Raw genomic sequence first — 12,924 nt, forward strand, 5'->3', positions numbered from 1 at the left:
CTGTTCGTGGGGGAAGCTGGGGCGGCTGCGGGAGAAATTCGTTTCGGGCGCTGTTTCACTCGGAAAATGGATTGAAGTTTTTATTTGTGTTTTCCGAGTTCAAAGGCTTCCTCAATCGAATTTCTCCCTCCGCCTAGAGCTTCCGGGGAACATTCTGTTCCCGAAAAGATGGAGGAGTTTCTTTTTTTAGGGGATATAATAAAAGCAAGGGCATTGTTTGAATGTACTGGATTGTTGCGCATATGCAGGATTGAACGGCTTTGCATATGCGCTGCTCCATACTCGTGTTCGGCAACCGTTCAAATCGTGCGTTTATCGTGCATTTCGGCTAAGAGTAACGTACCTTCATCCGCTACGGACCGCTAAGCGGAGTTTGAACCGTACTCCTTTACAACCCGGCAGCGGCGAACACTTTTTCGTATCCGTTTTTAGAGCGCTGCACCAGTTCTTCCGGGCTTTCTGTCGGCGTCGAAGGAGTCAGGATTTCTTGGCTTACGAAATCGGCGTAGCCGATTCGATGCAGCGCCGAGAGAAAACCGGGCAGGTCGATGATGCCTTCGCCCGGGTAGATGCGATCGTTGTCCAGAATCTGCTCGACAGGGAGGTCTTTGGCGTCGTTGAGATGGACGTGGACGATCTGGTGGGGCTTTAGGTTTTCGAGATCGGCTACGGTCAGACTGTTGGTGTGCCAGTGGTACGCATCCAGCAGCAAGCCGACGTTTGGCTCGCCGATCGCGTCGATCCAATCCAGCGTCTCCTGCATCGTCCAGATAAACGGGTGCTTCCAGGCGGTGCGAAGATGATGGGGGCCGACGAATTCCAAGCCGAGCCGGATGCCGTAAGCGCCCAGAATTTGTGCACAGAGTCGAAGTCTGCGTGTGGCCAACGCCATAAAGTGAGCGGACTTTTGGTCGGTGGAAGGCAGCACGTACGTACAGCAGCGCGTGCAGCCCAGCTTGCGCGCGGCAGCGGCGGCTTCTGTTAATGCAGGAAGTCCCGCAAGAAACGCTTCTTCATCCGCACGCCATTCCACAGGCAGATCGATAGAACCGAGACGAAGGTTATACCGTTGCAAAAGCTCAATCGCGCCCTGTTCCCCATATTGCTCGATCAATGCTCTGGCGCTCAGATCCACACTGTCAAATCCGGCGTCGGACGCCAATTTCAAAAATTGCTCGTCACTCCCGATTGTCCCCAATCCGGCACGCGTCAGTCCTTTTAGCATGAGTTCCTCCTATGTATGGCAAATGATCGCAGCGCAAACGGCGACGTTTGCCTTTTGTATTCGCTTCCATGTTAATACGGAGCGAACCTGAATACAAACCCTTTTCGTTCAAAATCTTATTTCGCCGGTAGTGGAAATTCCGTCGTCAGCGACAGATTGTTTTGCGCGTCTTCGGTTCCCACGATGCTCTCCACATAGTTTTTCGTAAAATCCCCTTCCGATTCCGCCCACAGCCGATAGCCTTCGGATGCCTTAATAACCGCCCGATCCTGCTGCTGGGTTCCTGCAAAGTAGCTCACGTTCACATCCGCCATCGTCCGGGCCATCGCTTCGACTTGTTCCGGGGTATACGTATCGTTCACGCTCAGACGCTTGAACGCCATATCGTATCCGAATCCGGCAAAAAAGGTTCGGGAATAGTTACGGAAACTCAGCAGATTCCCGTCAGTGCTGCCGTTTCGTTTGGCCCAGCCTTCCACGTCGGTGATCCGCGCTTCGTAATGCAGCTCGTGCGCAGAAGCATCGTACGTAAGCCATCCATACCGATTCGGGGACACCGATTGCGCTCCCGTGACGATATCCGTCAACTGATGCCCGCCTTTTTCAACCGAAGCGATATTTTGAATATGGATATGTCCGCTAAGCGAGGGGGTCATTCCATATCGGGCAAATACGTCCTGTACCTCGGCCGCGTTATCGAGCGTGAAGCCTTCCTTTACCACGTCGCTATGATCCGTCAAATTATGGTGCATAACCGGGATGATTCGCGCACCTGCTTTTTCCGCTTCCTGACCACAGTCTTCGATCCATTTCAACGTCCCGGTTTTCAACTCGCCGCCCGTTTCCGGATAACCCAGCTTGGCATTGTTCTTGTATTTGCTCGTGTCCAGCATCAACAGCCAGAGATCGTCGGAAGGCTTGACCAGATAACTGAGCGAGGAAGAATCCCGCGATACCGCTTCATCGTACCCGTACGCTCCGTAAATTTCCGTAAATTCCTTCTCGGTAACGGACGCCGCCTTATACTGGTCCTCTCCCTTGAAGCTCCGCGCCCACGGGTTCAGAAGATCATGATTGCCCGGAATGACATAGACACGGGTTCCGGACTGCTCGACCTTTTGCAGCTTTTTGGCCAGATCCTCATGACTTTCCAGCTCGCCGTTGTTGGTCAGATCGCCGCTTAAAATCAGCACGTCTGGGCGTTCCTCTGCCATCTGCCGCGTAAACGCATCAACCAGTTCTTCGCTGTAATTGAGCTGCTTGCCGTCTCCCGCGTACACATACGTATCAAAGGCTTGCCCGTGATCGGTCAGCCGTCCGCTCAGGTAATGGATATCCGTTGCTACCGCCAGCGTGACGTTTTCGCCGTGTCCGATCGATGCAGGTTGCGCCGACACTGAAGTGCTTTTGCTGTCACAACCGGATAGAACCAGCGCCGAGATCGTCAAAGCCGTCAGTACAGGGAGTGCTTTTTGAAAGATATTGAGCATCGCTTTTCCTCTTTTCCTATATAAAAAACCGTCTCCTTCAGTTTAAAGGAAACGGTTCGGGTCCGGCTGACGCTCCTGTGAAACGATTGTGAATCCTGCTTAACGGTTGCGCGCACGGGGATCGGTCCGCTCGTCCGGCTGTTCTTTTGCCAGCAGTTCGTCGACCGTATCCCAGCGATGGCGGAATTTTTCCAGCCGAGGATGCAAGCGCTGCGGCGAACCGTCCAGCACCAACCGGATCTTCACGATCCATTCCTCGAACGTGGCGAACGACGCGAACCGGTTGGCGTTGTCGGCGGTCAGATACAGGAACAGCGGCGACGGATACTTTTCGTCCATAAACCGCAGCGCCGCTTCGAGCGGGGTATACTTTTTGCGTTTGCCGTCCCAATTCTCCACTGTCACGTTGCGCATGATCTGTTGATCGCGCCGCCATTCGTGCACTCGGTCGTCCCGTTTGTAAAAAGCGCTGGCGCTTTCGCCCGTCAGGCGCTTCACGGTCGCTTCATGCAGCGGATACAGTACCAGCTGCGAGAAAGAACGGGCGACAGCCGCCTCGGCTGCCCGCTCTAACTGTTCATCCGAAACATGCTCGAACGAATCGTAAAAGACCAACGTTCCTTTGGACGCGCGTTTCGCGGGTTCGGCTCCGAACGGAACGTGATACGTTTGTCGGCCCATAAGCTATTGCTCCTTCCCGGCAAAAAACTTGCGGTGTTTTAAAAATCCTTTCTTTTAAATAACCACAATCCGAGTCCGAAAGCAAAAATCGCGAAGATACCGGCATACCAGACGAACGTGTTCGAAGGCGGATTGCCTCCCGTCAAAAAAGGAATCGTTTCGCCGGCTCCCTGCGTCAGCACAAACTGCATGCGGCGATTGAGTCCGTCGGCCGGCATGAGCAACGACAACAGCGCGCCGATCCGGCTCAACGTCGCTTGCACGTCCGGTTCGACCGGCAGCACGCCGCGCACTTTTTCCACCATGCCGCCAAGCCAGCCCGCTCCGTACAGCATCGTCATGAACACGCCGTTGCCGATGCCCGAGAACAGCGTCGAACCGACCATCGAAGCTCCGATAAGTACCGGGACCGCGCCCAGGAAAAGCAGCAGCGAAATCCATATATCGCCGTAATCGCGGGTCATCCCGGCATGTGCATGAGTAATAAGCAAAATCGCGGCGAACAACAGCAGCGCATAAGCGCCGATCAGCGACACGTAACCGATCCAGCGGCCGACATACCATTTCCAACGCGGAATCGGACGGGTCAATACCGATTGCAGCACGCCCTGTTCCGACTCGCCGGAAATGACCGAGAACGAGCTGAAGATCGCCAGAAACGCCACGACGAAGCCGCCGAAAAAGAAACCGAGCGACAAGATCGCGCTGCGCCGGGTGAATTGCAGCAGCAGATCGTTTCCGTTGCGCGTATCCGCGCCTACCGTATCCGCGATAAACCAAAATACGGCCAGAAACAGCACGGTCAACACGAACGTGATAAGCATCATTTTACGGCGCAGCATCTCCTGCCACGTCGAAGCTATGATCGTTTTCATCCGCGTTCCCCCCTTTGGTCGCGCCCGGATACGGTTTGCACGAACCAATCTTCGAGTTTTTCTTTTTGAACGAACGATTCGTACAACGTCATGCCCTGTTCCACGATCAGCAGGTTCAACAATCCCGCCTGGTTCTCGTCCACCAGTTCCGCTTCCAACCATACCGGGGCGTCCCACTGCGCTTCGGCCGCGTCCGCATCGTCGGCCACCTTCAGGTTCAGACGGCTTTCTTCGCGCAGCCAATCCAGAATAAGCGGCGAAAAGCCGCCGACCTTGAAACGCCAGCGGACTTTCGTTTTCAATACGTCTTCGACCGGACCGGTGCGGATCATATCGCCGTTCAGCATCAACGCCATCCGGTCGCATACCGTTTCCACGTCTTCCATCAGATGCGAGTTGAGAAAAAGAGTCGTGCCTCTTCGTTTCAGTTCCAGCAGCAGTTCGCGCACTTCTTTTCGGCCTACCGGGTCCATAGCCGACGAAGGCTCGTCGAGAAACAAAAGCTTCGGATCGCCGAGCAGCGCGCAGGCCAGGCCAAGCCGTTGTTGCATCCCTTTGGAATACTGCTTCACCCGGTCGGAACCCCGCTTGCCGATACCGACTTCGTCGAGACGTTCGCGAATCCGCCGTTTGGCTTCGCCGCCTCGGATTCCGAGTAGCCCGGCATGGAATTTCATCACTTCTTCGCCGCTCAGCCATTCGGGATAACGATAAAGCTCCGGCAGGTAGCCGATCTGCTTGCGGGCTTCTAGCGAACCGATCGGATGCCCGAGTATTGAACCGCTTCCTTCGCTCGCGCGAACCAGTCCGACAAGCGTTTTGACGAAGGTGCTTTTGCCCGCGCCGTTGGGACCGAGGAAGCCGAAGGCTTCCCCTTGTCCGACCGTTAGCGTGATATTCCTGCATCCGCGTCCGTTACCGTAAATTTTGCTGAGTGCTTGTGTGTGTATCGCAGGAATCCTCGTATTCACTGGGCAGCCAGTCCTTTCACGAACTCCAGGAATCCGGCTTCGCCGCCTTTGAAGTCTTTGCCTGCATCGAACTCGAACAGCTGACCGTTTTTGATCCAGAACGCGTTGCGCGAATGGCTATCGTTGAACGTATACGTGACGTTCACGCCGGAGACGTCGAAGCTTTGCGCTTGGCCGTTCGCGTACATCGGCAGCGGCAGGCGTCCGCTCGACACGGCGGCTTGTTGCAGGCTCATACGCAGATCTTCCGGCAGGTAAGGGAAATGGATGACGGCGTCCATCGTTTCCTCGACCGGGAAGGACGGGTCGAATTCCACGGTAGGCATCTCCGATTGGTTCAAGTGGGCCCATTCCGCTTCGTCATCGCCGAAATTGTAGATGGTCGAGGCCGGATGCGTCATCGTGATGGTTTTGCCGTCGGCCTCCGCCGGGAACAGGTGATCCGCTCCGAGTTTTTTGAGCGCTTCGTTTATTTCCTGCACGTTAAGCTTCATTTCGGTCTTGCTGCCGATCGAAGCGCTCAGTCTGCCCGTTTCGCCTTCCGGACCGGATATCGGCTTGAATCCGAGTTCGGCCCGGATCTGTTCCGCCGTCATTTCGGGATCGAAATGCCCTTCTGCCTTGCTAGAGAAGCTGCCGTATGTGTTGATCGTTTCGTGATGGTCGTTGGCGCCGTAGACCATCTGCATCATGTTTCTCATTTCGTTTTCCTGCACGACCACGGCGTCCTGCATCGTGAATGTGTTCAAGATGCTCGCCAGCGCGTTGTTGCCGGCCGGCGTTACGGCCGTCACGATCACCGCCGCCGCTGCCGCCGCGACCACGAAACGGACGGTTCTGCGTTTGCGTTGCTTGTTCGAAGCTTGAGCCGCAAAAGGCACGCTGGGTTGACCGTTCAAAACGGACGGCTGATCTTCTGCGGCGAAAACGCTCGGTTTGTCATTATTCATGCTGTTTTCTTCCTCCTTGTTCGCTTCTTGTAAAGTTGCTTGTCGTTCTTCCCACGTTGCCCACGCCGGATTAACCGGTTCTTCCCGCAAACGTGCCTGCATCTTTTCCCAAGCCTCATTCGCAAGCGCTTGTTCATACTCGCTGTTTCTGTTCGTTGTCATCGCTTGTTCCTCCCGAAAATAAGATCTTTTTATTTCGTTTATCCGTCCTGTTCACAGTTCCAATCCGTTACGTTTGCCCGAAGCGCGTTTGCGCAGTTTCTCGGCCGCCCGGTTCAACAGCGATCCCACCCTCGGCGGACTGACGCGTATTTCTTCGGCGATCTCCGCGTAGCTGTAACCGGAGTACCGCAGCATCAACGCTTGCCGATCGCGTTCCGGCAGCTCGCCGAGCAGTTCGTTGATCTGTTCGCGGTCTTCGCTGCGCACGACGGCTTCTTCGCCGCTTTCCCAAGTCTTTTCCCGGTCAAAGTACTGTTCCTGCTTCTCCTGAAGCTTGCGCTGCCTGACCAGCCGATCCGTATTGTCGTAAGCGATCCGGGTCAGCACCCGATGCAGCCAGGCTCCGATCACTCTCGGATCGTCGGGCGGATTGCGGTATAGTCTCAGGAAGACCTCCTGCGCCAAATCTTCCGCCGTCGCCTCGTCTTTGACCATCGCGATCAGTTTCCGGCGTACGCCGGGATAATATTCGAGAAATACCGCGCGAAACGCGTCGGATTCCGTATGCAAATTGTCCATCGGTGAACCTCCTTGTGAAGTGCGGCCGCTCTTCCTTGCCGTATATACACTGAGAAGACAGGGGTCTTTCGGATTTTGTATCCCCATTTATAAAAAAAAGTTCGAAAGTTCGAAATAAAGAGCCATACAGGGTAAAATAGAAAGCTACTCCCCTATCATACACAATGCGCATGAGCGCGAAAGGAGGCTGCCATGATCTACCGATTCACTTATTTGTCCGGGGGACTGCGAGTCGCCGGTTATGCGGCCCTTCCGCCGGAATTGAGCATGAACGAAAAAGAGTTCACCCGTTTTCTGAGGCGCGAGTTCAATGACGAGGAATTGAGCGCGGAAGCTGTCGCCTGCCTCCTGCCGTCAGCACTAAGCACGGAAACGCGCACGGATCGTTATCCGGTGCTTGTTTATTGCAGGGGCGGGATAGGACGCGTGGGCCGGGTACGGCTCGATTGGCTGGCTGAATTTGCTTCATTTGGCCGAATCGTCGTCGCTCCCTGCTATCGCGGCGGCGAGAGCGGCGTCGGGCATGACGAGTTTGGCGGCGCGGATCTGGAAGATTCGCGTGTGGCAATGCGGCTTGCACGGGCGTTCCCGCAGGCTGATCCCGAACGAATCGCCGTACTCGGTTTTTCGCGCGGTTCGATCAATGCCACGGATGCCGCGATCGAGGAGCAGGCCTCGCAGCTCGTACTGTGGGGCGGTCTATCCGATCTGGGACGAACGTACGAAGAACGGATCGATCTGCGCAAAATGCTCAAACGAGTCATCAAAGGCTCTGTTTACAAAATTCCCGAAGCGTATGCAGAACGTTCTCCGATCCATATGGCCAAGCGTCTGTCATGCCCGGTTCTTATCATGCACGGAACGGAAGATGCGCAAGTGGAATATGGACACGGCAAGCGGATGTACGAAGAGCTGCAAAGGCTGGGCAAAACGACCGAGCTTATGACATTGGACGGATTGGGTCATCATATGCCGCAGCCGATTCGGTTGGAAGTGCTGCGCGATATGTTCGACTGGCTGGATCGTGCCTGATTGCTTGGGCCGTACCATGCAAAAAGGACCTCAATTCCCGATGCTACGGGGTTGAAGTCCTTTTTGCATGTCAGAACCGTTATACGGGATATACGATGCTTCCACTTACCAATTCCCGGGAAGCACGATACCGAAAAATTCGTCGCTCCGAGTCACTACGATCGCGTCCTTCCGCGTGCGGGACGGACGGGATTCCGCGCGTTCGCGTACGATGCCAGGCGGTGTCGCGAAATCTACTTGTAACGGATGCAGATTCATCAGTCGGCTGATCGGAAGCTCATACAGATGCTCCGGCTCGTACTCGGCATTCATTTGAATATAAAAAGCATCGCTCATCACCAATCCGATTGGGCGCTGCTTACGGTCACAGACCACGATACATGCAGCCTGCGGCTGCTCAAGCAGCAAGCGCTGCGCCTCCCCGCATGTTGCCGTATCCGGCAGCACCCATGCCGGAACGGCAGACAAGCCAATCCCGATCATCAACGGTTCCGTCTCGTCATTGCTATTCACGCCAAATTGGCGAACCGTATGTTGCCGGATCACGTTCATTCGATAAAACTCCTCTCTTTTCAACAAGCTTCGCTTATTTATCCGTTCAGCGTACGCCGTTAGCATCAAGGGGGTTCGAGAGGTGTGTAAGGGTAAAGTAAAAAGCCCGCCAACAGGACTCTTGTCCGTTCGCGGGCCTATTTTCGATCTATATCTTGCTCGACTTACTTACGCTTGCGAGTCGCCAAAGCGGCTCCCGACAATCCAATCGCCACGATCGACAGGGCGAGCGTTACGTACAATAGCACATTGTTCGTCTGCGCAGGCGCATCGGAAGGAGCGTCTGCGGCGACTTCGGTTGGGTCGCTGACTGTCGAAGCATCCGTCGCAGGTTCGGTTGTCGCTGCGTCAGCTTCCGTTGTTGCTTCGGCAGCATCGGTTGCCGTCTCATCTGCCGGAGCTTCGGCCGGATCGCTAACCGCCGCGTCGTCTGTGCTCACCGCTTGACCATGCGCGTTAGCTGCCGTCTCGCCCGCTGCTGCGCCGATCGTCGTGATCGAATGCGGCGTGTCCGCGTTTTCGTCGCCTGTCCATTCCACGATGCTGCCGTCCGTGTAGTATTGGAAAGCGTCCCAAGCCACTTCGCCTTCCGCTGCGGGATTTTTCGCGACGAAGGTGAAGCGTTGGAACTCGCCTGCGGCGATTCCGTCCCCTTCGGCTTCCCATGTTACCGTACCCGCCGACTCATCGACGGTAGTCGTCCAGCCCGGAATCGGCTCATATTGCTGGAACTCGACGCCTTCCGGCATTTTCAGCACGACTTTATTCGTATTGACATCCTTCTCCACCGGAACTTTCATCGTATACGTTTCCCAAGCGCCCGTGCTCGATTCCTTCGGCAATACCGAAACGTGCGCGCTGGCTACCGTTGCAAACAGCAGCAAAGCTGCCGATGCCGGAGCGGCAAGAGCCATCAATTTTTTGAATGTTCGGTTCATGTGGGTTGTGTTCATTGGAGTAAATCCCGCCTTTTTTTTATATTGGGTAAAACGATTATTCAATGACTTCCATCGTAAACGTGCGGTCTGCCTGTTCAAATTTCTCGGACAATCCGTGCACTTCAACATTCCAAAGTCCCGCGCTGCCGAAATACAAGCCGGATACAAGATAACTGCCATCTTTCTGCGCTTCGGCGCGAATCTCGGTGTAATCGCCTGGGGTAGACTGCGGTGCAATTCGGAGCATCACCTGCTGCCAATCCGTTCGAACCGCATCCTCCGCATCCGTGAACCGAACCGTAAAGGTCGATGTCGAGACTTGCAGCGGACGTACATCCAACGAGATTCGTACGTTTTCCGCATCTTGGGCCGGTTGAATATCCGAAAAAGCTGACGGTGCTGCGGCCGCAGGCTGAGGCGTCGGCACATTGGTCAATAGCCCCGCCAGAATCAGGACCATAATCCCCGCTGCAAGCTCCGCAACCAAAGACCAAGTTCTGCGTTCTTCGCCTTTGCGGCGGGCACGCCGGAAATGGATCAACCCAAGTCCGCCCATGACCAGCAGCAGCACCGATTTGGCTACGATCAGCTGTCCGTAACGGCTGGTGAACAGATCCGACCAGGCAGGCACATGCGTCACGCTCATCACCACGCCGCTGAATATCAGAGCCACGACCGAGCCGAACGCCCACGGAGCGAATCGACGGAACGTCGTTTTCCAAAATGCCGGACCGTCCCCCGCCGCCGCAGGCAGACTGAGCAGCAGCATAAGCAGCCCGCCGATCCAGACCGTGGCTCCCAGCATATGCAGCGTATCCGCCATCACCTGTCCGAAAACATGCTCCGATCCCGCCGCGTGTCCCGTCAATGCTTTGGTCACCAGCAGCAGGACGAATCCGATTATGACGATGGTCCAATGCCCGCCGCGCTTGCCCCAGCCCATCACGTCATTGACGACGACCGCGCCCGCGATCATCAGCCAGAGCAGAATTTGCAGCAGGAACATCCGACCGGACGACGTCCCTTCCAGGGTCTGGCTTAAAATCTCTTTGCCAAACGCCTGGCTCCACGGCACATCCGCAAACAATTTCGCCTGAAGCGGCAAGCCGATCAGAATAACGAGCAGCAGTCCCGCCATAGCGGCCCAAAACACGATCCGCGCCGGGCGCGTCAGCTTTTTCGCCGTACGCAATTCTGCCGGCAGCAGGAAGCCCAGGAACAAGATCGCCCCGGCGACCAGCGAGAGCAACGTGTATAGAGCAGCCCGGTGCGCCACCGTATCCGCTCCCGGTGTGTAATCCGCTGCGCCTCCAGCCACCCCCGCATCGGTCAACACGCCGTCCGAACCGATCCCGAAACGAACCGTGCCGCGGATCGGATGACCGTCCGCCGAGACGACGCGCCAGTTCATCGTGTAGATGCCGTCCGGAAATTCCCCTTCGACAGCGGCTGTGACGAGATGCGAATCGCTTGCCGCGACTTCGGCCTGTCCGACAGGCATTTCCTCTCCGGCTGTATTCGTCACCTTGATCGACAGAAACTCGCTCTGAATCGTTTCATTGAACGCCAGTTCGATCGATTCCGGCATTTGCGCCATCGACGTCTGATCCGCCGGAGTGGACGAGGTTAACGTCGCATGCGCCCAGGCCAATCCCGGCAAAGCCAACGTCGCAATCAGAATAGCCGATAGCAACGGAAGCAAAATGAATCTTTTCGTCATTGAATCCTTCCTTTCATGCTCATCGTTCGCCGCCGAATCCGTCGCGTCCGACCCAGCCTTTTTCCATCGCGTAGCGGGTCAATTGTACGCGGTTCTGCAACTGAAGCTTCTGCAAAATATTCTTCAGATGGTTTTTCACCGTATGCTCCGAGATGCCCAGCACCTCCGCGGCTTCGCGATTCGTTAACCCGGAAGCAACCTGGCGCAAAATCTCCCGTTCCCTCGCTGTCAGCGTATCGCTTTCAGGCTCGGTGGCGGGTGCGGAGAATTCTTTAAGGATTTGAAAAGCCAGTTCCCGGCTAAGCGGCGCTTCCTCGCTAACGATAGCTTTCAAGTATTCGATCCAGGTAGACGGGGCCAGGTTTTTCAGCAGATAGCCTTGCGCTCCCTGTTTCAACGCTTCGAGCAGATAGGCGATATCGTCCGATACCGTGATGATCACGATCTTCACGTACGGATACGAGACTTTGATGCGTCCCGTGGCTTCCAGCCCGCCCATCCCGCTCATGCGAATATCCATCAGGATCAGATCCGGCATCCATTGTTCGGTAAACGCTATCGCTTCCGCCCCGTCCGATACCACGCCTATCACCTCGAACGCAGCATCCAGGGACAAAATGTCGCAAATCGCTTCCTGCGCATGCTTATGGTCATCGACAACCAGTACGCGGCAACGGTTCATCGCGCGTCCCCCTCCCGTCCAAGCTTGACCGAGGTTCGGCCCGGCTTCGAATCCAGTTCAAAGCTCCAACCCATCTCCTGCGCCCGGTCCGCCATGATTTTGAGACCGTACCGACCGGATGCCGACAACGGATCGCCGTCGAATCCCCGACCGTCATCCGCGATTTCGACCGTCCAGCCTTTTTCGTTGCTGCGCCCTATTACTTCTGCATGTGCCGCCTGGGCATGCTTGCGTACATTGATAACCGCTTCGCGGATGCAGGCAAGCAGCTCGGCTTTTTCACGGCTCGCAAGTCGCTCGTCCGGCAGCTTCCAATCCACCCGAACGTCGATCATCGCTTCCTCCGCCAGTCGACTGACACGCGCGGCCATAGACTCTTCCGTCGTGTATTCGCCGGCAGCCAAATTACCGGCCCCCCCTACGTCGGTCGTCTCCAAAATTTTCCGATGGGTATCCAACGATTCGATACCTACGATGCTACCCCTGCCGGGTACAGCAAGTCCGCTTTTGGCAGGCTCGCGCAGATTCGCCAACGCTTGCCGCACATAACGATCCACCTCGTGCACGGTTCGTCTGACGGCTCCCAGCTCGCTCCCCAGACCTGCTTCGTCCGCGCCCCTCTCCATTCGATCCAGTTTGACCGATAAAAGGAATAGCGATTGCGCGATGCCGTCATGCAGTTCGCGTGCCAATTCCTCGCGTGCTTCCAGGTTCGCCTTGACGGTACGCGCCTGCTCCAGTTCCCGCTGCATACGCTCCAGCAGCGCGAACAGACGGCGCAGCAGCGTGACACTGACCAGAAATACCAACACCGGCGTCAGCATATTGCCTGCATCCATCGACAGCACGGGCATCAGGAATTGGTGCCGAACGTACTCCCATATTCCAACGACCGCCGTCGGCAAAAACAAAATCAGCCATTTAATCTGCGTATAGCTCACGATGTACCCGCCTTCCTCGCCCGCTACACGAGCTTTCCATTAAATTTTAACCAAAAAACCGACGCGACAAATGACCCTTTCGGGCTACGTTTGACACTTTTTCGGCTTTTTCACACGTTTGATGTT

Annotated in this window: 13 protein-coding genes; 1 reads left to right on the top strand and 12 read right to left on the bottom strand. The window is 55.9% G+C overall.

What is annotated here, in order from left to right; translation table 11 throughout:
- Positions 1-388 precede the first annotated feature (388 nt).
- The 7 genes from WKI47_RS24785 to WKI47_RS24815 all read right to left on the bottom strand — a co-directional run bounded on the left by WKI47_RS24785 (position 389) and on the right by WKI47_RS24815 (position 6,933).
- Positions 389-1,225 (bottom strand): sugar phosphate isomerase/epimerase family protein, encoded by an 837-nt coding sequence (locus WKI47_RS24785; protein WP_340229888.1) that lies wholly within the window; start codon positions 1,223-1,225, stop codon positions 389-391.
- 116 nt (positions 1,226-1,341) lie between these two features.
- A complete protein-coding gene (locus WKI47_RS24790; RefSeq protein WP_340229889.1) occupies positions 1,342-2,715 on the bottom strand; it encodes a metallophosphoesterase in 1,374 nt (457 codons plus the stop codon).
- Between the two features lie 99 nt (positions 2,716-2,814).
- On the bottom strand, positions 2,815-3,396 hold the full coding sequence (locus WKI47_RS24795) for a hypothetical protein (protein ID WP_340229890.1): 582 nt from the start codon (positions 3,394-3,396) through the stop codon (positions 2,815-2,817).
- Positions 3,397-3,434: 38 nt separating this feature from the next.
- Positions 3,435-4,271, bottom strand: a complete 837-nt coding sequence (locus tag WKI47_RS24800) for an ABC transporter permease (RefSeq protein WP_340229891.1) — start codon at positions 4,269-4,271, stop codon at positions 3,435-3,437.
- On the bottom strand, positions 4,268-5,242 hold the full coding sequence (locus WKI47_RS24805; protein WP_340229892.1) for an ABC transporter ATP-binding protein: 975 nt from the start codon (positions 5,240-5,242) through the stop codon (positions 4,268-4,270). The genes WKI47_RS24800 and WKI47_RS24805 overlap by 4 nt, the downstream gene beginning before the upstream one ends.
- On the bottom strand, positions 5,239-6,354 hold the full coding sequence (locus tag WKI47_RS24810; RefSeq protein ID WP_340229893.1) for a hypothetical protein: 1,116 nt from the start codon (positions 6,352-6,354) through the stop codon (positions 5,239-5,241). Before WKI47_RS24810 ends, WKI47_RS24805 begins: the two co-directional genes overlap by 4 nt.
- Before the next feature lie 51 nt (positions 6,355-6,405).
- The gene (locus WKI47_RS24815; protein WP_340229894.1) at positions 6,406-6,933 is read right to left on the bottom strand and encodes a sigma-70 family RNA polymerase sigma factor; all 528 of its coding nucleotides are present in this window, start codon (positions 6,931-6,933) and stop codon (positions 6,406-6,408) included.
- Between the two features lie 192 nt (positions 6,934-7,125).
- Here WKI47_RS24815 and WKI47_RS24820 point away from each other — a divergent pair, with 192 nt between their 5' ends.
- Positions 7,126-7,965: an alpha/beta hydrolase family protein gene (locus WKI47_RS24820; RefSeq protein ID WP_340229895.1), complete on the top strand. Its 840-nt coding sequence runs from the start codon at positions 7,126-7,128 to the stop codon at positions 7,963-7,965.
- A gap of 105 nt (positions 7,966-8,070) precedes the next feature.
- Here the strand turns inward: WKI47_RS24820 and WKI47_RS24825 are convergent, their stop codons facing one another.
- The 5 genes from WKI47_RS24825 to WKI47_RS24845 all read right to left on the bottom strand — a co-directional run bounded on the left by WKI47_RS24825 (position 8,071) and on the right by WKI47_RS24845 (position 12,798).
- A complete protein-coding gene (locus WKI47_RS24825; RefSeq protein WP_340229896.1) occupies positions 8,071-8,517 on the bottom strand; it encodes a hypothetical protein in 447 nt (148 codons plus the stop codon).
- Positions 8,518-8,681: 164 nt separating this feature from the next.
- On the bottom strand, positions 8,682-9,455 hold the full coding sequence (locus WKI47_RS26240; RefSeq protein WP_425355511.1) for a DUF1775 domain-containing protein: 774 nt from the start codon (positions 9,453-9,455) through the stop codon (positions 8,682-8,684).
- Between the two features lie 55 nt (positions 9,456-9,510).
- Positions 9,511-11,175, bottom strand: a complete 1,665-nt coding sequence (locus WKI47_RS24835) for a copper resistance CopC/CopD family protein (RefSeq protein ID WP_340229897.1) — start codon at positions 11,173-11,175, stop codon at positions 9,511-9,513.
- 19 nt (positions 11,176-11,194) lie between these two features.
- Positions 11,195-11,857, bottom strand: coding sequence for a response regulator transcription factor (locus WKI47_RS24840; protein ID WP_340229898.1), 663 nt, complete (start codon positions 11,855-11,857; stop codon positions 11,195-11,197).
- On the bottom strand, positions 11,854-12,798 hold the full coding sequence (locus tag WKI47_RS24845) for a sensor histidine kinase (RefSeq protein ID WP_340229899.1): 945 nt from the start codon (positions 12,796-12,798) through the stop codon (positions 11,854-11,856). The genes WKI47_RS24840 and WKI47_RS24845 overlap by 4 nt, the downstream gene beginning before the upstream one ends.
- Positions 12,799-12,924 lie beyond the last annotated feature (126 nt).

Source organism: Saccharibacillus sacchari (assembly GCF_037722395.1).
Classification (GTDB): Bacteria; Bacillota; Bacilli; order Paenibacillales; family Paenibacillaceae; genus Saccharibacillus; species Saccharibacillus sacchari_A.

Coding starts and splice junctions, on each gene's coding strand:
- WKI47_RS24785 (WP_340229888.1), bottom strand. CDS start 1,225: ATGCTAAAAGGACTGACGCGTGCCGGATTGGGGACAATCGGGAGTGAC.
- WKI47_RS24790 (WP_340229889.1), bottom strand. CDS start 2,715: ATGCTCAATATCTTTCAAAAAGCACTCCCTGTACTGACGGCTTTGACG.
- WKI47_RS24795 (WP_340229890.1), bottom strand. CDS start 3,396: ATGGGCCGACAAACGTATCACGTTCCGTTCGGAGCCGAACCCGCGAAA.
- WKI47_RS24800 (WP_340229891.1), bottom strand. CDS start 4,271: ATGAAAACGATCATAGCTTCGACGTGGCAGGAGATGCTGCGCCGTAAA.
- WKI47_RS24810 (WP_340229893.1), bottom strand. CDS start 6,354: ATGACAACGAACAGAAACAGCGAGTATGAACAAGCGCTTGCGAATGAG.
- WKI47_RS24815 (WP_340229894.1), bottom strand. CDS start 6,933: ATGGACAATTTGCATACGGAATCCGACGCGTTTCGCGCGGTATTTCTC.
- WKI47_RS24820 (WP_340229895.1), top strand. CDS start 7,126: ATGATCTACCGATTCACTTATTTGTCCGGGGGACTGCGAGTCGCCGGT.
- WKI47_RS24825 (WP_340229896.1), bottom strand. CDS start 8,517: ATGAACGTGATCCGGCAACATACGGTTCGCCAATTTGGCGTGAATAGC.
- WKI47_RS26240 (WP_425355511.1), bottom strand. CDS start 9,455: ATGAACCGAACATTCAAAAAATTGATGGCTCTTGCCGCTCCGGCATCG.
- WKI47_RS24835 (WP_340229897.1), bottom strand. CDS start 11,175: ATGACGAAAAGATTCATTTTGCTTCCGTTGCTATCGGCTATTCTGATT.
- WKI47_RS24840 (WP_340229898.1), bottom strand. CDS start 11,857: ATGAACCGTTGCCGCGTACTGGTTGTCGATGACCATAAGCATGCGCAG.